Source organism: Pedobacter sp. GR22-6, from assembly GCF_037402555.1.
Lineage (GTDB): Bacteria > Bacteroidota > Bacteroidia > Sphingobacteriales > Sphingobacteriaceae > Pedobacter.
The window spans coordinates 475,462-501,798 of sequence record NZ_JBBEUC010000003.1; the positions used below are offsets into that span (position 1 = coordinate 475,462).

Annotated in this window: 18 protein-coding genes; 11 read left to right on the top strand and 7 right to left on the bottom strand. The window is 43.7% G+C overall.

What is annotated here, in order from left to right:
• The first annotated feature begins 5 nt into the window (after positions 1-5).
• Positions 6-1,454 carry a M28 family peptidase gene (locus tag WAE59_RS15945; RefSeq protein ID WP_337856978.1) on the top strand — a complete coding sequence of 483 codons (1,449 nt, stop codon included), beginning with the start codon at positions 6-8 and terminating at the stop codon, positions 1,452-1,454.
• Here the strand turns inward: WAE59_RS15945 and xrtN are convergent.
• From xrtN to WAE59_RS15965, 4 genes are read right to left on the bottom strand one after another with little or no spacing between them, the layout of a single operon-like run.
• Entirely contained in the window at positions 1,422-2,645 is a 1,224-nt protein-coding gene (gene xrtN, locus WAE59_RS15950; RefSeq protein WP_337856979.1) for an exosortase N, read from the bottom strand. The genes WAE59_RS15945 and xrtN overlap by 33 nt on opposite strands.
• A complete protein-coding gene (locus WAE59_RS15955; protein ID WP_337856980.1) occupies positions 2,645-5,182 on the bottom strand; it encodes an XrtN system VIT domain-containing protein in 2,538 nt (845 codons plus the stop codon). Before WAE59_RS15955 ends, xrtN begins: the two co-directional genes overlap by 1 nt.
• 51 nt (positions 5,183-5,233) lie before the next feature.
• Positions 5,234-5,536 carry a winged helix-turn-helix domain-containing protein gene (locus WAE59_RS15960; RefSeq protein ID WP_337856981.1) on the bottom strand — a complete coding sequence of 101 codons (303 nt, stop codon included), beginning with the start codon at positions 5,534-5,536 and terminating at the stop codon, positions 5,234-5,236.
• Complete coding sequence (locus tag WAE59_RS15965) at positions 5,533-6,153, bottom strand: hypothetical protein (RefSeq protein WP_337856982.1); 621 nt, start codon at positions 6,151-6,153, stop codon at positions 5,533-5,535. Before WAE59_RS15965 ends, WAE59_RS15960 begins: the two co-directional genes overlap by 4 nt.
• Positions 6,154-6,338: 185 nt before the next feature.
• Here WAE59_RS15965 and WAE59_RS15970 point away from each other — a divergent pair, with 185 nt between their 5' ends.
• From WAE59_RS15970 to WAE59_RS15995, 6 genes are all read left to right on the top strand, one after another.
• Positions 6,339-6,875: an RNA polymerase sigma factor gene (locus tag WAE59_RS15970; protein ID WP_337856983.1), complete on the top strand. Its 537-nt coding sequence runs from the start codon at positions 6,339-6,341 to the stop codon at positions 6,873-6,875.
• Positions 6,876-6,953: 78 nt separating this feature from the next.
• Entirely contained in the window at positions 6,954-7,952 is a 999-nt protein-coding gene (locus WAE59_RS15975; protein WP_337856984.1) for a FecR family protein, read from the top strand.
• 124 nt (positions 7,953-8,076) lie between these two features.
• On the top strand, positions 8,077-11,535 hold the full coding sequence (locus tag WAE59_RS15980) for a SusC/RagA family TonB-linked outer membrane protein (RefSeq protein ID WP_337856985.1): 3,459 nt from the start codon (positions 8,077-8,079) through the stop codon (positions 11,533-11,535).
• A 12-nt stretch (positions 11,536-11,547) separates the two neighbouring features.
• The gene (locus WAE59_RS15985) at positions 11,548-13,113 is read left to right on the top strand and encodes a SusD/RagB family nutrient-binding outer membrane lipoprotein (RefSeq protein WP_337856986.1); all 1,566 of its coding nucleotides are present in this window, start codon (positions 11,548-11,550) and stop codon (positions 13,111-13,113) included.
• 24 nt (positions 13,114-13,137) lie between these two features.
• Complete coding sequence (locus WAE59_RS15990; RefSeq protein WP_337856987.1) at positions 13,138-14,673, top strand: DUF5689 domain-containing protein; 1,536 nt, start codon at positions 13,138-13,140, stop codon at positions 14,671-14,673.
• A gap of 47 nt (positions 14,674-14,720) precedes the next feature.
• Positions 14,721-16,133, top strand: coding sequence for a calcineurin-like phosphoesterase family protein (locus WAE59_RS15995; RefSeq protein WP_337856988.1), 1,413 nt, complete (start codon positions 14,721-14,723; stop codon positions 16,131-16,133).
• A gap of 79 nt (positions 16,134-16,212) precedes the next feature.
• Here WAE59_RS15995 and WAE59_RS16000 read toward each other — a convergent pair whose 3' ends face one another.
• The gene (locus WAE59_RS16000) at positions 16,213-17,361 is read right to left on the bottom strand and encodes a fatty acid desaturase family protein (protein WP_337856989.1); all 1,149 of its coding nucleotides are present in this window, start codon (positions 17,359-17,361) and stop codon (positions 16,213-16,215) included.
• 249 nt (positions 17,362-17,610) lie between these two features.
• On the opposite strand from WAE59_RS16000, the gene WAE59_RS16005 reads away from it, so the two are divergent.
• Positions 17,611-18,573, top strand: coding sequence for an acetyl-CoA carboxylase carboxyltransferase subunit alpha (locus WAE59_RS16005; RefSeq protein ID WP_337856990.1), 963 nt, complete (start codon positions 17,611-17,613; stop codon positions 18,571-18,573).
• A gap of 141 nt (positions 18,574-18,714) precedes the next feature.
• Here WAE59_RS16005 and WAE59_RS16010 read toward each other — a convergent pair whose 3' ends face one another.
• A complete protein-coding gene (locus tag WAE59_RS16010; protein ID WP_337856991.1) occupies positions 18,715-21,738 on the bottom strand; it encodes a glycosyltransferase family 117 protein in 3,024 nt (1,007 codons plus the stop codon).
• Between the two features lie 742 nt (positions 21,739-22,480).
• On the opposite strand from WAE59_RS16010, the gene WAE59_RS16015 reads away from it, so the two are divergent.
• From WAE59_RS16015 to pth, 3 genes are all read left to right on the top strand, one after another.
• The gene (locus WAE59_RS16015; RefSeq protein ID WP_337856992.1) at positions 22,481-23,422 is read left to right on the top strand and encodes a ribose-phosphate pyrophosphokinase; all 942 of its coding nucleotides are present in this window, start codon (positions 22,481-22,483) and stop codon (positions 23,420-23,422) included.
• A gap of 59 nt (positions 23,423-23,481) precedes the next feature.
• On the top strand, positions 23,482-24,060 hold the full coding sequence (locus tag WAE59_RS16020) for a 50S ribosomal protein L25/general stress protein Ctc (protein ID WP_337856993.1): 579 nt from the start codon (positions 23,482-23,484) through the stop codon (positions 24,058-24,060).
• A 105-nt stretch (positions 24,061-24,165) separates the two neighbouring features.
• Positions 24,166-24,726 carry an aminoacyl-tRNA hydrolase gene (gene pth / locus WAE59_RS16025; RefSeq protein ID WP_337856994.1) on the top strand — a complete coding sequence of 187 codons (561 nt, stop codon included), beginning with the start codon at positions 24,166-24,168 and terminating at the stop codon, positions 24,724-24,726.
• On the opposite strand, the gene WAE59_RS16030 is transcribed toward pth, so the two are convergent.
• Positions 24,716-26,308, bottom strand: a complete 1,593-nt coding sequence (locus tag WAE59_RS16030) for a response regulator (RefSeq protein WP_337856995.1) — start codon at positions 26,306-26,308, stop codon at positions 24,716-24,718. The two genes, pth and WAE59_RS16030, sit on opposite strands and share 11 nt — an antisense overlap.
• Positions 26,309-26,337 lie beyond the last annotated feature (29 nt).

The window sequence follows — 26,337 nt, forward strand, 5'->3', positions numbered from 1 at the left end:
TCTCGATGAAAAGGGCATTATTTCTTTTTGGGTTTTTGCTAAGTATGGCAACTGTGAAGGGGCAGGATTTCAGTACGACTTTCAGCAGGATAAATACAGAGGTGTTATCATCCTCTAAAGCTTACCCCAATCTCAAACAAGCTACAGAACTTATCGGACACCGGCTTACCGGTTCAGAAAATGGAGCTAAGGCGGAGGAGTATGCTTTTAAGCTGCTTAAGTCTTACGGATATGATGTGAAATTTCAACCTTTCGAAGTGGAAAGCTGGAATAGGATCAGTAACGAAACCAGTGTTGGAGACAGCACATCGGCACTGAAAAGGATCACTTCCGTTACACTTGCACATTCGCCTGTGAAAGCGGATGTTACAGCAGAATTAGTAGATCTGGGAAACGGCCTGGAAGCGGATTATCAGCAAATGGCAGAAAAGGTTAAGGGTAAGATCGCTTTGGTCTATCTTGGTGTTTTACCTGGCTCTCCTGAAGGGACACCAGCGCTGCACCGCTCAGAGAAAGCAGCTATAGCCGCCAGGTATGGAGCATCGGGAATTGTACTCATAAATGGGGTAAAAGGTGGGGTATTGCTAACCGGTACGGCCTCCGTTACGGGTAAGCTCATCACTATACCGGCGGTTTGCATCGGTTTAGAGAATGGAATGCGCATCAAGGAGAAGCTTTTGAAGCAAGCACAGTTTGCGAGATTAAACATGACTAATTTCTCCGGTTTGATACGCGCCAGAAATGTGATCGCGACGCTTCGGGGCAGCGAATTCCCTGAAGAAAAGATCGTGATTGGCGGGCACCTCGATAGCTGGGACCTTGCTACAGGTGCTATCGACAACGGCATCGGTTCTTTTGCTGTGATCGACATGGCCAGAACTTTCAAAACTTTGGGCCTAAGTAGTAAACGTACTATCGAATTCATCCTGTTTATGGGCGAAGAGCAAGGTCTTTTGGGTTCCAAAGCATATGTTGAGGCAGCCAGGCATTCCAACAAACTTGATCAGATCAGATTTATGCTCAATTACGATATGACCAATGATCCGAAGGGTTTTTCTTCCAGCAGGAAAGAGATGAAAGAATTGTTTGCCGAATGGGGTCAGCAGATCACAAAACTGGATACTGGCTTTAAGAATGTCTTTTTTACTGGTGCATGGCTGCATAGCGACCATCAGCCTTTTATGCTCCAGGGAATTCCTGTTGGCGGTGGGACCGGAGGCAGTTTGCCAAATAACTCGGCACCATTTTACCATTCTAACGGCGATGTATTTAAGTTGGTTGACGAATCTGAACTGAAGAACACCGTACGTTATAGTGCGATGTTACTTTATGCCCTGGCTAACGTAGCAGACATTCCGGTAGCAAGGCAAAGTGAGGATGCGATAAGAGATTTCCTGAAAGAGAATGGGGTGGAAGTTCCTCTAAAAATCGCCGGCGAATGGCGATGGCAGTAACGTCTCTACTATTTTACGTAAGTCCTCGGATCTTGCCGTGTTGACATTTACCAGGTAAAAAGGACGGCTGTTTACAGCACTGTTCCATCTCCATTTCCACTGGTTGGTCGTTTTCATTTCTCCGTCATCGAACCACCAGGCTGCATATATTTTTTCTTGCCCTTTCTGAAGCGTAGCTGTGTAGATTTCTATATCAAGAATGGTTTCTTTGCGGATCAAATTAAATTCGTAGCCACTACCGGTCCAGCAGATCATTGGATTGTGCTCAGGTGCATAAAATGGAGTTGGTTTCAAGTAAATTAACGCCAGATTGTTTTGCAGCTTCGTGACATCTCCGTAAACTGTTTGCTTGGTATAGCCCTTGAGTTGAATGTGCCGATGAGCAACACGCCCTTGCTTGTGGGGCGGACTCAGGTAGGGGCCAAACCATACAACTAAGAGCAAGAGAATTAGCAATGTCGTTTTGTAGCTAAAGGTATGGACAGTGGTTTCAATATCATTCACAGGTGATTTGAACAACCAGTTCAGGAAACGTTCCGCAAATAATGCAAGCGGAAGCATCACGTAGACAACCATACAAATCATTCCTGCAAAATCATGCAGGAAATTTCCCGGCATTATCTTAAAGATCACGATCAGCAGGATGCGAAAATAGTTGGACATGATGTTCAACAAGAGTGTAGAGAGCAGTAACCCACAAATTGGGATAAAGCGCAGGGAAAGTTGATGTTTTTTTTCGTAATTCGCCGCAGTGAAAAGCGCGATTAATAACGACAAATGCAACATATTTAGTCCTGCACAAGCTTGATCAATGTAGAATTCGAATTTGCCAATAATTATCAGGTTACCAACTGATTTGACGGGCATTCCAGCGAAGGTCATGGTTTTTGCGACGATGTCGCTTAACCACAACCTAAGAGGAAAGCCGAGCGTGTCACCAAGGAACTTAAAAATCGGGGAGAGAATTACCATCACAAAAGTGATGATCAGGCTGAGCTTCCCAATAAAGTTTTCAAATAGCAACGATAAGCTAAATAGCAACATGAAATATAGTGTCGTCCGCGTAGGCAAAAGGATCGCTAAAGTTGTAAAGATCAGCGCGGGTATAAAAAACCGACGGCTGTATTTTGACTCCTCAACACGTATTGCGTAGCCGAGTACGATTATCCCAACCATGACTACCAGATTCATTAAAAAGTCAATTTTTTCAGATAACCGTTCCTGTGTAAAATGTAAGCCATAGTCGTGATGGCAAGAATGATTAACATCCATTCTTCCGGCTCTGGCGCGGCACCAGAAGAATTCATGCTTGCATTTTGCAAACTTTTTTTACTTTCATCAATTCCAAATCGCTCATAATCCCTTTGTGTTTCAAGCACAACCAGACTGGACACCGGACTGGCAATGAAAGCTTCATCGGCGGTTTTAATGAGTTCTTCCCTGTCATAGTCATTGGCGAAATACGTAGTTGCCATCCGTTTAAGAATATCATTATATGCAAATAATCTCAATAGATGATCCGGTGTATTGGCTTTTACGGTCGTCGAAGCAGTTTCTTTTTTTGTAATTGCCAGTTGTGCCGAAGGTATACATACCAAGGTGTCTGTTTCGGGCGCTTCTTCAAATACTTTTGCTTTTAATGAATTAATCAATTTCTCCTGACTTCCCCCATTGTATCTAAATGCGCGAAACTCTTTTAGTGTTTTGAGGTAAGGATTTGACGAAGTTTCCAATTCATAAAGCTGAACTGACGGTTTTGTTGCAAAGAAGTTAGATAGTTTATTACCAAATTCAGTTCCCTTTAGGTCATCAAGATTGGGAGACAGCTCGCTGCTTTTAGTAATCACAAGTGCAAGGGAAGGCTCCGCTATTTTGTAGAAGGGGAAGAGACTGAAGTTTTGCTTATTCAATTCCTTAAACTGCGCTTCCAGATTTTCTTCGGTCAGTACGGTTAACTGGTTATTGTATACGTAAACTTTTTTGTTCTTAAGCTGTCTCCATATATTCTGAAATTCTGGAAAGGACCAGCTGTTGTTGATGTCTAAATAAATCGTTTCGGGATTAAAGGACCGTTTGATGGGCCTGGCATCCTGTAGACTATAGGAGATTCCCGCAAACTGGAATGAATTTCTCGATAGCGGTACCTCGTCCATCGTGATGTTCCATTGATCTATATAATCCCGCTCCAGAGCATAGGTCTTATTCTCTTTTTGTTTCAAATCGCTCTGCAGGTTTTTTACTTCGCTGGAAAGCGTCATTTCAATTGCCTCTTCGGCTCCATCAAAACTGGGTCCGTCAAACCATATGTTTTCATAAATCAAACTTTTGCCGGTTTTTTTGAGCGGACTTGTTACACCAATTCTGAATTTCCTGTTTTCTTTATTACTGCAGGGGAAGACCCTTACGCTTAAGGTATTACCTTCCTGCCAATGCAGTACTGAGGGGTCTCTTCTTTCCACGCCCACTATAGCTTTGTAGGCACTGTCCGCCTTGCCTTTTGTGGTCAGCCTGGATGTGGCTTCCCTTCCGTTTATCCATAGTGAAAGCGAAGATGCCACAGCGCCTTCGGGAAGGTGAAATGTATAGATGGCTTCCTGTTCACTTGCCCAGGTCCGGAGGTCGTTATTTTGTATCGTCAGTGTTTTCTCAGTATAGGCCATTCTAAACTCCGGGTATATGCGTATGTTGGTCACAATGCTTTGGGTTTTTAGATAATCCCCCGACCAAAGCCGCTCTTGTGCCAGGTGTCGGGAATTGTAACTTGCCTTCAGAATTTTTATTTTATCTTCCGGATCCATTCTGGATTTCCCTATCAATAACTCAGCTATCATGACGAGTGGGTCATGCTGTTTGGGCTCGTCAAAGCCCGATCCCTCAAAATCCCCCCAGAACCAATTGCGGTTTTCCTTTGGGGTGGTGTAGACTAAATCTGCTTTAAGGAATCTTTCTGTGATGAAGTTATGTGGTATTTCGCGCGAAACAAGCACCCATTCCGGAAGATTGTTTTTATGAAGCGTATTTTGATTTTGTATACGCCGGATACAGTCGTTTATTCCTTTCCATTGGTATACGAATAGTACTGTAACGACTAATGGTACGACTATACCTAATCCAAGCAGGTACTTTGCGCTTGGGTATTCGCGCAACATACGGCTCAGCAAGCTTATCGTCAGGATCAGCAAAAAGAGCGGAATGAAGGCGTGAAGGGATAGGCCGATAAAGACAACAGCGAGTATGCCAATCGCGTATATAGGAACTAAATAGATCGCGTAGTAAGCAAAGACGACTGTAGCGATTCCCAGAATAAATACCATGATATGGTTCATCTGTCTCGAGAGGTATTGTCGGATGGAAGTTGCGACTATCGCAGCACAGGATAGAAACAATAAAATACACAACCAATCGCTGGAACGCTCAAACAGGTTCATCTCCTTGTTGAGCGCAAAGGCACTGATAAACCACAGGACTAAGAGGTGTGAAGTATAAATGATGCTTCCCTTACGAAATGCCCAACCATGGTTTGATATCGTTTTCAAGAATACCAGTACAGTATAAAACACCGTTATGGAGTAGCAAAAAAATAGCGAAGAATATTTTACTTCACTGTAGCGCAGAACATCTTCTATTAACAGCATCACCGAGGAGATGACAATGGCCAATATGCCCAAACAATTGAGCGTGTCGGCAGTTAGTGTAGAGTTTCGTTTAAATAAGGCTGAAGTTATCATAGTTTGTATGTTGAAAGAACTTTGTGATTCAAAGTATATGGTTAAAAAAAATTATTGCTTCTGCTGTTTGATTAAATTTTCAAGTGCCTGAAGATGCCTGATGAAAGCAGCCCGGCCCAGTTCTGAGGCGGCATAAGTAGTATTCGGCTTTCTGCCCAGGAATGACTTGTGTACGGTGATGTATTCCTCTTTCTCCAGGGCTTTGAGGTGAGAGGCGAGGTTGCCATCTGTTACGTTCAGCAATTCCTTTAGGGAGTTGAAGTCGTAATTCTCATTGGCCACCAATACACTCATGATCTGCAGGCGTATCCGGTTCTCGAAAGCTTTATCGAAATGTTCCAGTACTGATCTCACCTGTCGTATTTAAAATGCATAATTGAACCATAGATGATGTGCAGGATGCCAAATCCGATAGACCAGAAGATGATACCATATCCTGGATATAAAGCGCCAATAAGACCCAATATGATTTCCATAATCCCTAACCATTTTACATCTTCGAAAGTATAGTGGCTGGCCGCTACGAGCGCGAGGCCGTAAAATAGCAAACTCGCAGGGGCAATGATGCCATAGTATCCCCTGAGCATGAGAATAAGGATGAAAATGCCACCCGTTACCAGTGGTATTGCCATGTTCAACAGTAATTTCTTACTACTCGGATTCCAGACATTCTGATTTTTTCTGGCTGCTTTTCTCAGGGTTAATATGAAACCGGAGATCAGTGAAAGCAATAAAACTGCGAGGGCAATAAAAAATAACTGTAGGATTGTACCCTCGTCTGAAACATAGTAGTCTCTTGACTGTAGAGAAAAACCTTTACCGTAGACCGTTCTGTAACCCAACCATGCGCCAATAAGCGCATAGATACCAGCCAGTATCCCTGAAAGCCCACTCAGAGAGATAAACTTTGCAGAACGTTCCATCAGGTTTCTGATAGAATTGAGTTCGGTATAGATTTCTTTGTCTTCCATAAAAGTACTTTGATGTTCAAAGTAATGAAATAGTTTTTACACCTGCAATAGCTATTGATAATTATTTGTCTTCCGCCTCATTTCAAACACCCCTATTATTTAACATTGGCCTAACATAGCAAGCGTAATTTTGTGGGCAAATGGGAGAGTTCGGGATGTATTTAGATTTTACAGACGAAGCATTAATGAATTTAATCAGTAACGGTGAATCGAAAGCGCTGGAAGCACTTTTCAATCGTCACTATAAATCGCTTTGTCAATTTTGCGTGGTTTATACCAAAGACTATGAAGCAGCCGAAGAAATCATCGCTGATCTTTTTATTAAAATATGGGATGGAAGATTGGGGGAGCCAATCTTAAACGTAAAGGCTTACCTTTTTGCTGCTGCACGCAATTTGTCCCTAAATCATCTGCAAAAGAAAAAAGCGCCGGTCACTTCTATCGAAGAACTTCCTGAAACACATCTTTTTCAGGATCTGAATACCCCCTTCCGGATCCTTTCGGGACGAGAATCCTCTACGGAGATACTGCGTTTAATTGATCGCCTGCCGGATAGACAGCGGGAGATCTTGCTGATGAGCAGGATTGACCAAATGGACAAGCAAAAAATTGCAGCAGTCCTGGCAATCTCTGTGAGAACGGTAGAAACTACACTTTACCAGTCTCTTCGTGAACTTCGGAGAATGCTCAACGATTCTCCGAATGTCAATTTGGGGCATTAACAATTTATTAACGCAAGCTTAACCGGATACGCTACGTAATCAATTCCAATATCCTGTCTTTACAGATAGAGACAAACAATGGAAGATTACAGATATCAATTAATAGTTGCCTATTTCGAAAAGACCATCACCGATGATGAGCTAACGGAATTGCAGATCTGGTTGGAACAACATGCCGATCATCAGGAGCAATTTCGTGAAACCATGCAAATTCTTGAAGCATCACGCTTATATTTTAAGACTACAAGGCCGGCCGCTGCCAGCTGGAATACAATCAATGCGCACATTCAGAAAGAAATGCCCCAGAAGCCAGAAAGGAAGCTAAACTGGCTTGCATATGCAGCTACCTTACTGATGGTTTCCGGTTCCGCAATCTGGTGGCTTGTACATCAGTCTGTGAAACCAATGGAGCCGATCACCTATTCCGTAATTTCAAATCCGGAAGGAAGGCAATCTAAAATACTTTTGCCGGACAGTTCTGTGGTCTATTTAGCTGGTGGTAGCAAGATCAGGTATGCAAAGAATTTCAGGGGAAAACAGCGTACTGTGTCACTGAATGGCGAAGCTTTTTTCGATGTAAGGCACCGAAAGCGGCCATTTGTCATCAAGAGTGGAGAAATTACGACAGTAGTATTGGGTACTTCATTTAACGTCAAAGCTTTTCGGGCAGACCACAAGGTCACGGTAACTGTGAATACCGGCAAAGTAGGGGTCATGAGTACTATTGGCGGAAAAAAAACTTTGCTGAAGTACTTGTTACCCAATCAGCAGCTTGAAGTAAATGCAATCAATGGCCGCTATGTCTTCACTGAGGCTAATGCACATCATGTGAGTGCATGGATCAAGAACCATTTTGTATTCGATAATACACCGCTTTATGAGGTGCTTGCCACATTAGAACATAGGTATGGTGTAAATATAACCCTTATGGATAAGGAAGTTGGGAATGAAAGAATCACTGCCAAGTTCAGAAACCTGCCTTTTAAGCAGGTCATGCAGGAATTAGTAATCTTGTCCAGACTTAACTATCAGGAAAAAGACGGACAGTTTTTTATGTACGAAAGCAACAGCAAATAGGAGGAAAAATAATGGAATAGAGCTACTTCAGGTAATTAGAAAAGCCCGGAATTGCTGGTAACAATCCCAGGCATCAGTTCAAAAATTTAAACTCGGAATAAGTAAGTATAAACAAAGTAAATATATGAAAAAGTTATGGTTATTGACCATACTGGTGCTTTTACAGATGTCTTTAAACATTTTTAAAGCCCAGGCGCAAGTAAATGTTGACCGTGTGATTCCTTTCAGTGCGCAAGGAATTACACTCAAAGAAGCTTTCCAGCAATTGGAAAAATCAGGAGGACTTTCCGTCAATTATAACAATACGAAATTAAACGACAAACGGGTATTGACTGTCAGTAAAGCAGATAGAAGTATCAAAGAAATCCTGGACCTGCTGCTGAGCGGAACCCCCTTTACCTTCAGAAGGGGAAATGGCAACAACATCCTATTGGTTGAGAAGCCAGTTCCCAGCGGAAAAATCACCGGAAAGGTCGTTGACGAATCGGGAGCCCCGCTACCGGGAGCAATGGTCAGGATCACTTCCCTGGGTTTATCCAGACAGACGGAAGAAAATGGTAGCTATACATTATACGTGGTACCCGGAACTTACACATTGGAGATCAGCTTCATTTCCTATGAAAAATTCATCGCTCAAAATGTGCAGGTCCAGGCGAACAGTACAGCCCTGATCAACGCGAAAATGGTGCCTTCCAACAATTCACTTTCTGAGGTAGTGGTTACTGCACTGGGTATTAAAAGAGAAGAACGCTCACTGGGTTATGCGGTCACCAAAATAGACAGCACACAATTGACCGATGCGATTTCCAGCAACTGGACAGATGCCCTCTCAGGTAAAGTGGCTGGTCTGAACCTGGTCCGTAATGGTGGCCCGGCCGGATCAAACAAGATCATTCTGCGGGGTGAAAATAACCTGACCGGTGATAATGAGGCCCTGATCGTCATTGATGGCGTAGTGGCTTCCAGCAGTTCAAGACGTACCGCTGCTACTGGCGGCGGGGTGTACGGCACTTCCGGAGATATCATGCCGGCCGATTTTGGTAGTGGTTTAAATGACTTAAATCCTGATGATATAGAAAATGTGACGGTACTTAAAGGACCGGCAGCTTCCGCATTATACGGACAAAGAGGGGCAAACGGAGCCATCATCATCACCACAAAATCTGCGACGAAAAACAGAAAGGGAATGGGGATTACTTTTACCTCAAACAGTGTATGGGAAGATGTAAACCGCGGACCGGAAAGGCAACAGGAATTTGGAGCCGGTACTTTCGGGGTTTCTTACTTCTCTTACGGGGCTACAGCAGATGGGCCAAGTACAAATGCAACCAGTTCAACATGGGGTCCTGCGTTTAGCAACGGCGGGATGTTTTACCAGTTTGATCCTGTGACCAAGACAAGGGGGGTAGACAGGACACCATGGGTGGCCTACGAAGATCCGATTGATGCATTTTTTACTACCGGATTTGAATCTACCAATACCGTCAGCTTGGATGGAACTTATAAGAAAGTTGGTCTGCGCCTGTCCGCCAGTCACGGAGACAACGAATGGATTGTGCCAAACACAGGATTGGACAGGACCAGTGTGTCACTGAATGCGAATACCAACCTGACAAAAAAACTAAGCATCAACCTCAAAGCACAGTACAGCAACAGACATAGTGATAACCTGCCTGCTACAGGTTATGGCAACCAATCGCTGATGTATTGGTTTATGTTTGCCCAACCCAATGTGAATGTCGACTGGTATAGGGATTACTGGGCTCCTGGCAAGGAATTCCAACAATTGATCAATATCACTACCACCAATCCTGAAAGTCCATATGCCATTTCCGAGCAATACATCAATGCCCAGCGCAGAAATGGATTATTAGGTAACATTCAGGCCAATTACAATTTCACTAAGGAATTGAGTTTAATGGCCCGTGCATCAATGGACTTGAACAAAGATATCCGTGAAACACGACGTCCATGGGATGCTTCCGGAAATAAATTTGCCCAGGGCTCTTACCGGGTAGGAAATATCCGGTCCTATGAGGTGAATGCCGATTTCATGTTGAAATACAATAAACAGTTCAATAAAGACCTGCAGCTGACTGCCACCGCAGGAGGTAGCCAAATGCGAAATGTGTACAACAGGCTGGAAGCGCGCGCAGATGGATTGGTGATTCCGAATATTTACAGGCTGGATAACAACCAGAACCCTTTGGTCTATGCGCCTGATACTGCCAGGTACAGAATTAACAGTTTTTATGCCGCGGCTTCATTTGCCTATAAAAACTACCTGTTCTTAGACATCACCGGCCGTCAGGATTGGAACAGTACCCTGGCAACCCTCACAAGAACGGATAATGTAGGCTTTTTCTATCCTTCTGCCAGTGTCGCTTTCATTGCTTCTGACTATTGGAAACTCCCTAAAGCAGTAAGCTTTGCCAAACTGAGGGCATCAATTGCACAGGTGGGAAGCGGTAGTACCATACCTTACAGAACAGAGTACAATTACCTGTATGCATCAGATGGTATCTATCCGGATAGCGCAATGAACAATCCAAGGACCTTGCCGAACCCGAATTTGAAGCCATTGATCACCACTACAGTTGAGCTGGGCCTAGATTTGAAATTGTTTAAAAACCGGTTAAATTTCGACCTGGCTGTATACTCAGGCAACACTAAGAACCAGATATTAAACCGCATTGTAGATAAATCTACCGGTTACAATGTACAGGTAGTGAACATCGGTCGCGTAGATAATAAAGGTATTGAGCTGGCAGTAAATGCTACTCCTGTTCAGAGCAGGAATTTCAAATGGACCACTTATGGAACTTTCTCTGCCAATAGAAATACGATCAAAGAACTGGCAGATAGCTCCCTGGTACTGCGTACTGGCGCTTTAGGTGGTGGTCAGGTCGTAGCAAACGTCGGCGGCAGCATGGGAGATTTATATGGCAGGGGTTACTTAAGGTCACCTGATGGGCAGATTGTTTACAATCCAACTACTGGGGTAGCCTTAGAAAATCCTGATCTCCTGTACCTTGGCAACACGATGCCTAAGTTCAAACTCAGTTTCGGAACAGGCTTCACCTATAAAAATTACAGCTTAAATGTGTTGTTCGATGCCCAGCTCGGCGCGGTAGGCCATTCACTTACTTTCTCCAGGATGGCTTCACTGGGCAAGCATAAGGTGACTTTGCCAGGAAGGTACAATGGGGTCATCGGAGATGGTGTGCTTCAGAACGCCGATGGTACTTATAGAAAAAATGATGTAATCGCTACTGATATTGCGGCTTACTACGAATCAATTTACGGCAGTGGACAGGCAGAGGGAAGTATTTTCAGAACTGATTACCTCAAATTCAGGGAAGCGAATATTGGCTATGCCTTTAATAAAAGATTCCTGCAAAAAATGGGGATGAGCAAGGCAACGCTAAGTGTGTATGGACGTAACTTGTTCATTTGGTCGCCATGGCCGGTTTTCGATCCTGAGTTCGGAACATTAGCAGGTTCAGATATTGTTCAGGGTTTTGAAACAGGTCAATTGCCATCAACCAGAACAATAGGGGTACGTTTAGTTGTGGGCATTTAATCTTAAAAAATTATGAAAAATAATAAAAATACGATTGTATATATACTCTTGACAGTGTTGGGGCTATCCGCACTCTCTTGTACAAAGGATTTTACGGAAGTCAATACAGATCCAATCGGTGAGCGCAGTACAGAAGCACATCAGCTATTGGCTCCGGCCTTGGTGAATATTCTGAGCACCAATATGTCACGTAACTGGAGTTTCAACAATCAGTTGATGCAGGTTACCGTAGAGATCAACGACTCAGAGGGTAGGGTGTTCAGGTATGATGTCAGAAGGACCTGGGCCGATTATACCTGGAACAATTGGTATGTAAACATCACCGACCTCAAAGACATCTACAAGATCTCCAGCCAGCCGGAAAGCATGAATAAATCCTATCAGGGAATTTCTTTAATTGCGCAGACCTGGGCTTATTCACTGCTTACAGATACTTATGGAGATGTACCTTATTCTGAGGCCAATAACGGTAAGGAAGGCAATATGCAGCCTGCCTTTGATCAGCAAAAGGACATCTATGCAGATATGTTTAAAAAACTCGAGGCAGCTAATGAGCTTTTGAAAGAAGGAACGGCCATTGTGGCCACAAGCGACCCGGTTTATAAGGGTGACATCTCAAAATGGAGAAGATTTGGCAATTCACTTTACCTCAGGTTATTGCTGCGTGCATCAGGGAAAGCAGAAGTCAGGTCAACTGTAACAGCTAAAATGAAGGAGATGGTAGATACCAATCCTGCAAATTATCCGGTGATGGAAAACAATACGCATACGGCCAAAATCTTATGGAATGGAACAAACAGCAGTACCGCTGTTTATTCTTCACCACTTATGGTAGGTATTCGCGCCGTCGATTTTAGAAGTATGCCGATCTGTGATTTCTTTCTGGGCAAGCTGGTGGCCTGGGAAGATCCAAGGGTGCAGCCGAGCCTGGGTACCGGAGGGGTACCACGCTTTGGCATCGACAGGGGAGCCGACGGCTATGTTGGTGTGCCAAGTGGTTATTCGCCAGGTTCAGGTGTCGTCATACAGGCGCATTTCAATTCGGATGCAGAGAGTAAATTTACCTTACAAACAGATCCGAATACAGGAATCATCATGAACTGTGCAGAGGTCAGTTTTATCCTGGCTGAAGCTGCAGCGAAAGGTTGGATCAGCGGTGCAGCGGAAAACTATTATTATAAAGGTATGGCCGATGCTATCAATTATTGGATGCCCACTTACATTTCAAGTCCGACTGATGCCAGGTTCACAACTTACGTCAATGATGCAAATTTAAAGTGGGATGCCAGCCTGCCTTTGGAGTCTTCTGCTATGGGCAGCAAAAGCCAGATGGAGATGATACACATCCAGAAATACTATGCCATGTTTTTGGTGGATTTTCAGCAATGGTTTGAATATAGAAGAACAGGACATCCCATTCTGCCAAAAGGACCAGGTCTGGCCAATGGAGGTAAAATGCCTGCAAGGCTAAATTACCCGCTGGTTACACAATCTACAAATCCCAGCAGCTACAAAGCGGCGATTGCTGCGCAAGGTCCGGATGACATCAACACCCTGGTTTGGTGGCAAAAACCCTAATTCTTATTTATTCATAAAAATATCATGAAAAAGATTTTAAAAAAACATATACTGATGGTTGGGGCCTTTGTGCTCATTCTGGCTGCATGTAAGCGGGATAGTGATTATGTGATGAGCACCCCTAGTCCTTATATCTCCAATTTAGATTTAAGAAAGCTCTATAAAGGAAAAGATGTTGTCCTGACCAAAAATGTAACCCGGGAAGCAACTGTCGTAAAGGGTCAGGTGACCTCGGATCATTCCGGAAATAACCTGCCGGCCGGACTATTGTTCATCCAGAATCTGAGAATGGTAGGCAGTGGTATAGATTCATTACGCGGAATCGCAATCAACATTGGTGCTGCAGCTGCCAGTTACAAACCAGGTGACTCTGTACACGTCATCATAGAAGGGAGCGTTTTAAAACGTGTCAACGGCATCCTGCAGATCGCAGATGTTCCTGCTTCCAATGTAACTAAGGTAGCCTCCAACATCAAGCCCTTCGTTACCCCTATTTCTGCAGTAAGCATGTTGGCCAAGCCAGAGAATTTCGAAGGTTGCTTCGGTGTCATTTATAACTGTAATTTTGAACCTAATATCGGTGTAGAAACCATTGAAGGGGTAAAAACACTGAATGAAGGCTCGGGCGATATGCAAATGAATATCAATGCTACAGCGGGATTCAAATCCGAACTGCTGCCCTGGTCTGCCAATGTTCAGGGAATCGTCATTCCATCAGCAAGTACCGGAGTTCCGCAGATCTGGCCAAGGGTGAAAGAGGATTTTATAGCGACCAGTATCGTAGTCGATCCAAATATTCCACTGGGACCTAATCCGGCAATCATAACCGGCTACTTTGCAAACCCCTCTGGTACCGATGCCAACTATGAATACATACAGTTCATGGCTACACAGGATCTGGATTTCAGACAAAAACCCTTCAGCGTATATACAACTAACAACGCAGGCGCTTCTACACCCACAGGTCTTCCAATGAATGGATGGAACACAGGAGGGCTGCGTACCTATAAATTTAACCTCACCAAAGGTACGGTAGCTAAGGGCAAATTCTTTTACGTAGGTGGATATAAACAGATATCTGGCGTCACTTCAACCGACATCAGTCAGGCCAATTGGGTGGTAAGTAAGCTGTATAATGATAATGACGGAGACGATGGAATTGGCGATAAAACAGCTAACTTGTTGGCCAATAGTGGAAACGCAGCGGGTGTTGCTATTTTTAAAACCACCACTGTGGGCTTAACTACAGAACCATCAGACGTGATCTTTTTTGCCGGCGGCGGAACGATTTATGGCAGTGGTGTAGGATATTCGATCACCACTAATGATTTTTATAAACCAATGAACGGAAGTACAGCTCAGCCATTTTACACACAGGGGACCAACACCTCAAAATTTGCAGTGCCTGTAGACAGTGAGTTTAGCTACCTCGGTGGCGTGTACAGTATTGGCACCAAGACCTGGACCACTAAGCGGGCACATAAAACCCTGCCGGTTCCTAAGGCGGCATTGCTGCCGGTAATTGAAGAAATGCCAGGGGTCACAAAAATTACAAATTAAACCAGTTCCCCTAAAAGAGTAGATGAATTATTTTTAATACCATACACATGAACAGAAAATCATTCTTGCAGAGTTTAGGCTTCATTGCCGGAAGTGCATTCATCAGTCTGCAGACTGATGCTTTCTCTAAACTACGCCGCAATAAAACCATCAGCGGAAAAGTAACAGATAAAAATAAAGGGGTAGCCAATGTGGTGATCTCCGACGGTTTCTCTGTGGTCCGTACCGATAGCAAAGGGCAGTATACCATCACCCTCAATGATAAAGCAACCAATCTATTTATGAGTACCCCTTCAGGGTATGAATTTAAAACCAATGCAAATATCGCCAGACAGTATGAAGCATTGGGCAGTCGTAACGAATACGATTTTACACTCACACGTCTGAAGAAGAACGACAATAAACATAATTTTATCGTCTGGGCCGATCCTCAGGTACGTACGAAAGATGATGTGAAACAAATGATGGAAACTTCCGTTCCCGATACCATTGCACAGATCAAGGCATTAGGGCCAGATGCCCTGGTACATGGAATCACAGTGGGAGATATCGCCTGGGATTTCCTGGAGTTTTTTGACGATTACAATAAAGCGGTTGCACAAATGGGCATACCATTCTTCCAGGCCCTCGGTAACCACGATATGGATTACAGGCAAGGTGGCGACGAGACTTCTGATAAGACATTTAAAGAATTCTTCGGTCCAACCTACTACTCTTTCAACCGTGGCAAAGCGCATTACGTAGTTCTTGACGATGTGAGGTACCTGGGATCTGAACGTCTTTATGATGGATACATCACCGAAGAGCAGATCGCCTGGTTGGCAAAAGACCTGCAATACGTAGATAAGGATGCCTTGCTGATCATCAACCTGCACATTCCTTTGCACAATGGTGTGAAAAACAATGCCGACTTCTATAAAATCCTGGAGGGCTTTAAAAATGTACATGTAATGTCTGGTCATACACACTATAATGTAAATAACATCAGCAACGGTGTTTTTGAACACAATCACGGTGCCGTATGCGGTGCCTGGTGGTCGGAAAACATTTGTTCCGATGGAACGCCGAGAGGTTACGGTGTCTATACCGTAGATGGAAACCAGCTGGAATGGTTCTACAAACCCACAGGTTTGCCTAAGGAACACCAAATGAGCATTTACATCGATAAACTGACCAATCAAAATCGCTTATTGGTCAATGTCTGGAACTGGGATCCGGAATGGAAAGTAGAGTACAGTCTGGATGGAAAACCAATGGGCCTACTGCAGCAGCAGACCGGAGCTGATCCGGATGCAGTGAGGTTCAATGCAAAAGGGAAGCCGGCCAAAGGTCGCGCTTTTACCAAGCCTACGCAAACAGACCACCTCTTTATGGCACATTTTAAACCGGAAGTAAAGACCGTAAAAATTACCGTCACAGACCGTTTTGGTGCGGTACATAGCAAAGAGCAGAGCATCTAGTTTCTGCTGAGCACAACAAAAAGAGGGCTTTCCGCAAGGGAGCCCTCTTTTTGTTAAGCCTAATTGCAGGGCGTACAAACTAAGCGTAAGCTGCGGATATTTTTCTGGTAACCATACAGGATGAGCGGTTGATGTACGGGTTTTCCTCATAAGATTCTTTCCCGAGTCTACGGAGGGTTTTATAATGAGAGACCAGCGCATCGCTGAAAGTGATGCTTTCAATATAAGGCAGGTTAAATTCCAATGCCGTCTGCTTCACGATCTTTCCAATCTCCGGATAATGAATGTGACAGATCTTAGGGAAAAGGTGATGTTCAATCTGACGGTTCAACCCTCCGCAAAAGAAGGCTGCAATGCCGCTATTTGCAGAGAAATTGGCTGTAGTCCGCATCTGGTGCTCCGCCCAGGCTTCTTCCACATTTCCCTCTTCATTGGGGAGCGGGAAGCTGGTGCCTTCCACCACATGTGCCAGTTGAAATACCAATCCCAATACCAGGCCCTGCGCAAATTGCATCGCCAGGAAACCAATGATGAACTGCCACCAGGTGATGTCCATAACAAGCAGTGGCAGCACAATAAACAGAAAGTAATAGATCCCCTTATAGAAAAACAGGTTGAAATACTCGACCTTAGGGTGAACAACAACATGTTCGCCGATCTTTTTCTGGAAAAACTTTTTGTAGTCTTTTCTGAATACCCAGGAAAGCATAGACAGGCTATACAGTGCAAAGGCGTAAAAGTGCTGATAGCGCTGAATTTTATTTACGGTTTCCGATTCGGAAAAGCGGATCAGCCCGGGAGCTACGTCGATGTCTTCATCATGACCGGCAATGTTCGTATAAGTATGGTGTACTACATTGTGACAAATGTTCCATACATATGGACTGGCACCAATAAGACTGAAAATCAGGCTTCCCGTGTTATTAATTGCAGCGTGTTTTGAAAATGATTTGTGAATGGCATCGTGACAGATGTTGAAACCTACAAAGGCACCCGACATGCCGAGGATGATCCCAAGGATGAGCTTGATGTAGAGATCGAAACCACCAAAGAGGATCAATAAATAGGTGCCGGAGAGTATGCCGAGAAAAAAGGCAGCCTTGAACCACATGGCCGGAGAGGCATGGGTTGAGAGGGCATTGTCAATAAAGTAGGTATCTACACGTTTCCTGACTGTGGCATAAAAAGTGGACTTGTTGACATTGGTAAACTTGACTTTTTTAGCCATGAAGTGATTTTTGTAAGGTATTGACTTAAAAGTCGATGGATAATTGCTAATGTACCATATTTTAAGCGGTATCACTCATCTGGTGCATTATTATTCAATTACGAGAATATGAACCTAATGGTTTTCCATTCCCATTGGTATAGGGATAGTCCGATTCATTAAATTGATGGTCTGTTCAGAAGGTAAAATGATCTTAAGCCAATGAGCCTGTAAAAGTTTTAAATAAAATACCTATTTTTACAGCCCCTTATGGAACAGATAAAAACATCATTTGATTTTGAAAAGCCTTTGGCTGAGTTGGTTCAGCAAATTGAAAAGGTCAAACAAGTTGCCGATAAAACAAAAGTAGATATGTCTGCTACACTAACAGAACTGGAAGAAAAGGTTGCACAAACACAGCAATCCTTGTACAGTAACCTTACGGGCTGGCAAAAGGTTCAGATGTCCAGGCATCCGGAAAGACCACAGACACTGGACTACATCAGTCTGATCTGTGATGATTTCATAGAAATGCACGGCGACAGAACAGTGAAGGATGATAAGGCCATTATTGGAGGTTTCGCGACTATTGATGGGCAAACCGTTATGGTCATCGGTCATCAGAAAGGTAAAAACACCAAAGAACGTCAGTACCGCAACTTTGGGATGGCAAATCCTGAAGGCTACAGAAAAGCACTGCGTCTGATGCGCCTGGCAGAAAAGTTCAATAAACCTGTAATTTCTTTTATCGATACCATGGGTGCTTACCCGGGCTTAGAGGCAGAAGAACGTGGGCAGGGTGAGGCCATTGCGCGTAACTTATTGGAAATGTCGGTATTAAAAGTGCCTATCATTTGCCTCGTAGTAGGTGAAGGTGCATCTGGAGGTGCATTGGGCATTGGTATCGGCGATAAAGTATACATGCTGGAACATACCTGGTATTCTGTGATCTCGCCTGAGTCTTGTTCATCCATTTTATGGAGGAGCTGGGATTATAAGGAAAGAGCGGCAGAGTGCTTAAAGCTGACTTCAGATGACATGTACAATAACAAACTGATCGACGGCATCATTAAAGAACCACTTGGCGGAGCTCATCAAAACCCCGAGGAAATGGCCGCAACAGTAAAAGCGCAGATACTGAAAGATCTTAAAGAGCTTAAAAAAGAGAAAACAGATAAAATGATCGCTGCAAGGATTGATAAATTCTGTGCGATGGGCGTGGTTAATGAATAATTAAGCCCAATATAGCATCCAAAAAAGAAGCCTCCGAAATTATTTAATTTCGGAGGCTTCTTTTTTTATACCCATTTTTTCATGCAGGATATAATAGTATACCAGCGCAGCTCTTTATAAAACTGCGCTGATGATGATTACTTAATTCGGTGCGAAGTACCTGGAGAATCTGGATTCCAGGGCTGCAAATTCTGCATTCAAACTTTCAGTCAGTTTAGTCTGCTTGTGTTCGGCTGTAGTCCTGGCCATTTGGTTCAGGAACGACATGCCCAATTGCACATTCTGACCGCCTACAAACTTATTTTTGCTCTGCGAAACATCAGCCAGGTAAGTAAGCTCTTTCTTGATGTAAGCTGCAGACTTTTCAATCAGTTCATTGGCTTTCTTGGTCTCATTTAAATAATACAGGTTTTCTGCCATGAAATAAACACCCATCATAGAGCGGAGACCATAAAAGCGGTCAGGCATCACTTCGAAATAGCGGTCAGCTACCTTTTTGGCTTCTGCAGTCTTTCCTTCTCTCAATAAACCCGTGATGGCATTATTGAATACATTAGTGAAAATAGAGATGTCATCTGAAGACTGTGTATCCAGATATCTGGCATTTTTTACATTACCCCATACAAACTTGTTCATTAGGTTATTGTATAAGGCAGGGGTATTGATCAGTTCAGTTTTCGTTGCGGTATCTGTTTTCAAAGGAATCAGGCGCAAGGCAAGCCCTTCATTGTACAGGTAATTGTCCAGCCCATTGTACTGATCTGAAGGTACTGTACTTGCAAAATAAATTGGACGTTTCCAGTTGTTGTGCGCCAGGATGTCCAGCATGGCCAGTGTACCTTTAGTCACATAGTTCTTATTGAAGGTCCATTGCAGTTCAGGTGCAATCTTCGCAGAGTCTGCTGCAGCAACTACATTGTTTTTGATTACATCCGCTTTATTAACAGTCAATTTGAAATTCTTTGTAGGAATAAAGTTCACCCGTTTGCCACCCTCCAGCGGAAGTTTGTCTTCATCATTGTCGGAAAGCAAGAGGTCTACAATGTTTTTCAATTCTACTGAACCCGCAATTTTATAATCCTGGTAGTACATTACGTCCCTTACCCCCTGAACGTATTGAGATTCATTCATAGACAGTGGGAGAGGAGCCGAGCCGTTTTGAACCCGCTTCATGCCGTTAATGTACCAATCGGTATCAAATAAACTCAGGTTGACCAGACGGATATCAGGTCTGATGTTCTCCACCTCTTGTGCATACCAAAGCGGGTAAGTATCATTGTCACCATAGGTGAAAAGGATCGCATTTGGGGCACAGGACTGCAGGTAATCGATCGCAATGTCGCGCGCTACAAATTTGGTAGAACGGTCATGGTCATCCCATCCCTGGGCGGCCATGATCACTGGCGCTGCAAACAAGCCGATTACTGTAGCCAATACAGCGGCAGTAGCTGGTGTCAGTTTTTTAAAGATCCATTCCCTGATGGCCAATACACCGAAGCCCACCCAAATGGCAAAGGCATAGAAGGAACCTGCATATGCATAATCACGCTCCCTCGGTTCCAAAGGTTTCTGGTTCAGGTAAAGCACGATGGCGATACCGGTAAAGAAGAAAAGTAAAGCCACAATTCCTGCATCCTTCTGATTGCGTTTGAAGTGCCAGATTGCACCCATCAATCCGATGATCAAAGGCAGGAAGAAAAAGCGGTTATAAGCATTGCTGTCGGTAATAGAAGGTGGCAGATGACTTTGATCACCCAAACGGATGGCATCAATTGGTTTTACCCCACTGAGCCACTGGCCTTCGTAAATACTCCCTTGTCCCTGGTCGTCGTTCTGGCGGCCTACAAAGTTCCACATGAAATACCTCATGTACATTTGTCCAATCTGGTAGCTGAAGAAGAAGCCGATATTGTCAATCAGGTTGGGGAAATGCGTATCGTCAAATCCCATCATGTCTTTATAGTACCCAACATGCCTTGCGTCGTCGCTGTACATACGTGGGAAAGGTGTAGTCCTGTCGTATACGGTCTCGGTTTTTGTACCTGCAACCTCATATTTCTCAGCACCTTTTCTGTATAAAGTTTTTCCTTCTTTATATTCTGTAGGTTGTGAATTGTAATTGGGACCAAACAGCAATGGGCGGTCTCCGTATTGTTCCCTGTTCAGGTAACCGAGGAAGGAGAATGCATTGTCGGGATCACTGTTGTTCAGGTTAGGGTCTGCTTTTGCACGGATAATGATCATGGCAAAAGAACCGTATCCAAAAATGATCAGCACGGTAGAAAGTAAAGCCAGATTGAGGATTTTCTTTTGATGTTTGATCGAATAGCGGATGCCCCACACTAAAGCACCAATCAGAATGATCGCGAAGAAGATTACACCAGTACCAAAGCCCATACCCAGGGTGTTGACAAAGAACAAGTCGAAGTAGGCGCCAAACGAAACCAGGTATTGGATGATACCATATTGAATGACAGCCAGAATCAATATACCAACCAGACCCGCTTTAATGGTACCGGAAGTCGTTGGGTTTTTAGTTTTCTTAAAGTAATAGACAAAAGCGATGGCAGGGATGGTCAGTAAGTTCAATAAGTGGATACCGATCGATAAGCCCATAATATAGGCAATGAACAAAAGCCATCTGTCGGCCCTTGGTTCATCGGCCACAGCTTCCCATTTCAAAATGGCCCAGAATACGATGGCCGTAAATAAAGAGGAAAGTGCATATACCTCTGATTCTACAGCAGAGAACCAGAAACTGTCGGAAAATGTATAGGCCAATGCCCCAACCAGTCCTGCGCCCATGATGGTGATCAGGTTGGCTTTGCTGACTTCTTCAGCTTGCTGAACCAGTACTTTCTTAGCCAGTGCTGTGATTGTCCAGAAGAGGAACAATATGGTTGCAGCACTTGCAATTGCAGAACCTACGTTCATGAAATAAGCTACTTTACTGAGGTCACCAAAAGCAAAAAGCGAAAAGAAGCGCTGGATCATCAGGAATAGCGGCGCCCCAGGCTGGTGGACCACCTGCATTTTTAATGCAGAAGCAATGAACTCACCACAATCCCAGAAACTTACAGAAGGCTCTAATGTTAAGATATAAGTTAATGTGGCGACGGCAAAGCAAAGCCAGCCGGTAATGTTATTAATCTTTGAATAATTCATTTGTTTATTAAGTAGTTTTAATCATAAGGCTACTAAAGCGCAGCCGAAAATAAAGAATAAGATTGATAATCGGTAAAGTAATGCGGAGTTTAACACTTTTTGGGCTACCATCTCCATACCACCTTCGTACCTGAGTTGTACCTGCTTCGCAAAAAGGTACCTGTTTTGCGAAGCAGGTACAACTCAGGTATGCATCAGCTGCGCTTCAGGCGAAGAAAGGGGAGCAATGGTCTTTGGTTGGCTCCGTCCCTCTTCCGTCATTCCTCCGTCTTCGCTCCGACTATTTGTACAAATAGTCGGAGAAAGCATGGAGTCTGATGGCTGGAGGAAAGTTAAGTACCACGGCGCTTCAATGCCGATAGGAAATAGTTCCGTTCCGGGAGCGGAATAACCCCAGGCCTTTGTTGAGTATAGGTTGACTGAAAAATTTTTAAAAAAAGTTTAAATTTTAATTTGCTGATTCTCTGTGAATAATTGATTTCTGGCGCTGGAAATGGAAAAATATTTTGATTTTTTTTGCGCCTGCATTTGCAGAATTCAAAAAACTGCGTACATTTGCATTCCAATTCGGAAGCAACGTTGCTAAAGAAAAGGAAGATTGTCCGATAGTATAAGGGTAGTACAACGGTTTTTGGTACCGTTTGTCTTGGTTCGAATCCAGGTCGGACAACAAATCATATTCGGATTGTGAATTAAACTCCACAATCCGATTTTTTTTAACCAGTATTGAAATTGTTCAATAATGCCATTGCAATTCAACCCAGTTAAACTTTTTGCCGGTAGCGGGACAAAAGATTTGGCGCAAAAAATTGCCGAAAGTTACGGCAAGGCTCTTGGTAGTGTAACCCTCAGTAAATTTAGCGATGGTGAATTTCAGCCTTCATATGATGAAACGGTAAGGGGATGTGATGTGTTCCTAATCCAGTCAACCTATCAGCCCTCAGATAACCTGATGGAATTGTTGTTGCTGATTGATGCTGCGAAAAGGGCTTCGGCGCATTACATTACTGCTGTTGTACCTTATTATGGTTTAGCCAGACAGGACAGAAAAGATAAGCCAAGGGTGGCAATAGGCGCAAAACTGGTAGCCAATTTATTGAAATCTGCCGGTATCCACCGGATCATGACAATGGACCTTCATGCAGCGCAGATCCAGGGCTTTTTTGACATTCCTGTAGATCACCTGGATGGTTCAGTAATTTTCGTTCCTTATATCAAAAGTTTAGGTTTAGAAAACCTGACCATTGCTTCACCAGATATGGGTGGCTCTTACAGGGCACGTACTTTTGCTAAGTTTTTCAATGCTGAAGTGGTGATTTGCGACAAAAGACGTAAACGCGCCAATGAAATTGAATCCATGTCGATCATCGGAGATGTAAAAGGGATGGATATCGTGTTGATCGATGACATCTGCGATACTGCCGGTACCCTGGCTAAAGCTGCGGCTTTGATCATGGAAAAAGGAGCGAAAAGTGTAAGGGCAGTTTGTACGCACCCGGTATTGTCCGGTAAGGCTTATGAGACTGTAGAGAATTCAGCCTTGACGGAACTGATCGTAACTGATACCATTCCATTGAAGCAGGAGAGTTCGAAGATCAGGGTGTTGAGTACCGCACCTCTATTTGCGAAGGCAATAGCTAATGTAAATGAGCACGGGTCAATCAGTGACCTGTTTACTGTTTAATACAAATAAATAATATATAACCGATGGGGGCTTAAACCTCTGTCACAAATTCAAAAAAAATGAAAACAGTCGCAATTAGCGGTTCTACAAGAGAGAACGTAGGGAAACGCGATGCCAAAGAGCTTCGCTATGAAGGTAAAGTTCCTGCGGTATTGTATGGTGGTACAGAGCAATCACACTTTGCAGTAGTTGCAACGGAACTTAAGGATGCAATTTATTCTCCTGAAGCAAGCTTTGTTGAGATTTCTTTAAACGGTGTTAAAACTAACGCCATCATCAAAGAATTACAATTTCACCCATTAACTGACCAATTGTTGCACGTAGATTTTCTTCAGTTGTTTGACGACAAAGAAATCTTGATGGAAATCCCTGTTAAATTGACCGGAACTTCTCCAGGTGTTAAAATGGGTGGTAAACTGGTTCAGAAATTACGTAAACTTCGTGTGAGATCTTTACCTAAAGACATGCCTCAGGCAGTTGAAGTAAGTATCGCAAAATTAGAAGTTGGTAACTTATTCCGTGTACGTGACCTGGAAAAAGGTGCTTACACAGTAACAAACACTCCAGAAGATACCATCGTTTCTGTAGGTATGTCTAGAGCATTGAAACAAGCTGAACAACAAGCAGGTAAAAAATAATTTATCCGCTTCAGCATAAAAAGCAGCACCCATCACCGGTGCTGCTTTTTTTTTGAAGCAATGTGCGAAAGCTCAATTCAAATTAACTGTTATCTTTGCAGCATCATGAAATATCTAATCGTTGGTTTAGGAAATATAGGGCCTGAGTATGTAAATACAAGGCACAATATCGGGTTTAATATCGCGGATGAACTTGTGGCACAACTTGGCGGGAGCTTTTCCAACCTGCGCCTGGCCTATTACTCAGAGGTATCTTTTAAAGGAAAGAAACTACATGTGATCAAACCAACTACCTATATGAACCTCAGCGGTAAAGCAGTGAATTATTGGATGCATGAACTGCGCATTCCTATAGAAAACGTGCTGGTTATTGTAGATGATCTGGCCCTGCCTTTAGGTAAGCTAAGGCTAAAGCTTCAGGGCAGCAGCGCAGGGCATAATGGCTTGAAAAGTATCGAAGGCCTTTGTGGCGGACAAGGATATCCGCGTCTGCGATTTGGGGTGAGCGACAACTTTCCTAAAGGAAGGCAGGTCGATTATGTACTGGCTCCCTTTGATAAAGAAGAGCAACCTGAGCTTCCTGCTTTGATAGACAGAAGTGTGGAACTCATTAAAAGTTTCGTTACAGTGGGGCCGGCCCACACCATGACTGCTTTTAATAAGTAGTGTCTGTATACTTGCTGATCTTTTGATGAAGGAGTTCCAGTTCAAAAGGTTTACTCATTACGTCCGTTGCGCCTGCATCCATTGCAGTCTTTTTATCATTGTCCATCACTGCTGCTGAAAAAGTGATGATCGGGATGCGCTCTTTTCCTGGTACTTCGCCTTCCCTGATGAGCTTGATGGCATCCAATCCATTCATAACAGGCATAAAAGTATCCATCAGGATGATGTCGTAATCATTTTCTTTGAGTTTATCTATCGCATCTTTTCCGTTTTCCACTACATCGGCATCAATTTGCCAGTCTTTCAGGATCTTAATGATCAGGAATTTATTGATTGGATTATCTTCGGCGACCAGTACCCGGACATGTCCGAGCGGACTAAGGGTTTGAGCTTTTGGCTTGACTACAGGTGCCATTTCTTTGACAACCTCATACCAGTTGGTGAAACAAAATGTACTTCCTTTGTGCTCTTCACTAAATACTTCAAGGAGGCCACCTTTTAGCTTTGAGAGGTTCTTGACTATGGACAGGCCAAGACCCGTTCCGCCAAATTTTATGGTCGTTTGTTCATCTGCCTGTTCGAAAGTTTCAAAGATTTTTTCTATGTTTTCCTGCGCAATGCCAATCCCGGTATCAATCACCGAAAATCTGATCCGGATGTTATTCCCCTTACTGCTCAGGATCTCCACTTTCAGGGTAACACTGCCACTGGAAGTAAACTTAATGGCATTGCCGATGAGGTTCATCAGGATTTGGTTCAGTCGCAATGAATCAGCCATGATGTGCTGAGGCAGCTCGGGATCCAGTTCAGTCCTGAGTTCCAGTTTTTTTTCTTTGGCGCGGATGCGCAAGAGGTTGACCACAGCGTCGCACATGCCGATGATGTCGGTTTCAGCTCTGTTTATCCGGAATTTTCCGGATTCTATTTTGGATAAGTCGAGAATGTCATTGATTACGCCAAGCAGGGAGTTTGAAGAGATTTCCAGCAGATTGATCATCTCTTTCTGTTCCTGTGTAAGGCTGGTACGTTCCAGCAGGTGTGCGATACCAATGATCCCGTTGATGGGGGTCCGGATCTCGTGGCTCATATTGGCCAGGAAATTCTCCTTGATCCTTTTTCCCTGTTCTGCCTGTTCTTTGGCCTTGATCAGTTCCTTCTGATAGGCTTCTAATTCTTTGTTCTTTTTTTTGAGTTCCCTTTGGTTCCTGACAAATTGTATGAAAGAGTCCACTTTCGCGGATGTTACAAAAGGGTCCAATGGTTTGTAAAGGTAATCGACCGCTCCTGTATTGAGCCCTTTTACTGCATATTTGGTTTCTTTTGAAATGGCAGTCACGAATATGATCAGGATGTCTTTGGTCCTTGGATTGCTTTTTAGGATTTCCACCAGTTCAAAACCGTCCATTTCAGGCATTTGTACATCTACCAACGCAATGGCGATGTCCATTTCCCAGGAAATGCGCAGCGCTTCATTTGGATTTGTAGTGCTGATGAGGTTGATATCATTCCGCTGGAGCAAAGCTTCCAGTGCAACGATGTTTTCCGGTCGGTCATCAACAATTAATACATTAATCTTTTCCATTGGTAGCGAGTTTGTCAGTTTTTATAAAG

Bases quoted from the DNA above. Each gene is read 5' to 3' on its own strand.
- WAE59_RS15975 (WP_337856984.1), top strand. From the start codon at position 6,954: ATGGAAGATTACAGATATCAATTAATAGTTGCCTATTTCGAAAAGACC.
- WAE59_RS15955 (WP_337856980.1), bottom strand. From the start codon at position 5,182: ATGATAACTTCAGCCTTATTTAAACGAAACTCTACACTAACTGCCGAC.
- WAE59_RS16030 (WP_337856995.1), bottom strand. From the start codon at position 26,308: ATGGAAAAGATTAATGTATTAATTGTTGATGACCGACCGGAAAACATC.
- WAE59_RS16010 (WP_337856991.1), bottom strand. From the start codon at position 21,738: ATGAATTATTCAAAGATTAATAACATTACCGGCTGGCTTTGCTTTGCC.
- WAE59_RS15985 (WP_337856986.1), top strand. From the start codon at position 11,548: ATGAAAAATAATAAAAATACGATTGTATATATACTCTTGACAGTGTTG.
- WAE59_RS16005 (WP_337856990.1), top strand. From the start codon at position 17,611: ATGGAACAGATAAAAACATCATTTGATTTTGAAAAGCCTTTGGCTGAG.
- WAE59_RS15970 (WP_337856983.1), top strand. From the start codon at position 6,339: ATGAATTTAATCAGTAACGGTGAATCGAAAGCGCTGGAAGCACTTTTC.
- WAE59_RS15945 (WP_337856978.1), top strand. From the start codon at position 6: ATGAAAAGGGCATTATTTCTTTTTGGGTTTTTGCTAAGTATGGCAACT.
- WAE59_RS16000 (WP_337856989.1), bottom strand. From the start codon at position 17,361: ATGGCTAAAAAAGTCAAGTTTACCAATGTCAACAAGTCCACTTTTTAT.
- WAE59_RS15995 (WP_337856988.1), top strand. From the start codon at position 14,721: ATGAACAGAAAATCATTCTTGCAGAGTTTAGGCTTCATTGCCGGAAGT.
- WAE59_RS16015 (WP_337856992.1), top strand. From the start codon at position 22,481: ATGCCATTGCAATTCAACCCAGTTAAACTTTTTGCCGGTAGCGGGACA.
- WAE59_RS15980 (WP_337856985.1), top strand. From the start codon at position 8,077: ATGAAAAAGTTATGGTTATTGACCATACTGGTGCTTTTACAGATGTCT.
- WAE59_RS16020 (WP_337856993.1), top strand. From the start codon at position 23,482: ATGAAAACAGTCGCAATTAGCGGTTCTACAAGAGAGAACGTAGGGAAA.
- WAE59_RS15990 (WP_337856987.1), top strand. From the start codon at position 13,138: ATGAAAAAGATTTTAAAAAAACATATACTGATGGTTGGGGCCTTTGTG.
- WAE59_RS15965 (WP_337856982.1), bottom strand. From the start codon at position 6,153: ATGGAAGACAAAGAAATCTATACCGAACTCAATTCTATCAGAAACCTG.
- pth (WP_337856994.1), top strand. From the start codon at position 24,166: ATGAAATATCTAATCGTTGGTTTAGGAAATATAGGGCCTGAGTATGTA.
- xrtN (WP_337856979.1), bottom strand. From the start codon at position 2,645: ATGAATCTGGTAGTCATGGTTGGGATAATCGTACTCGGCTACGCAATA.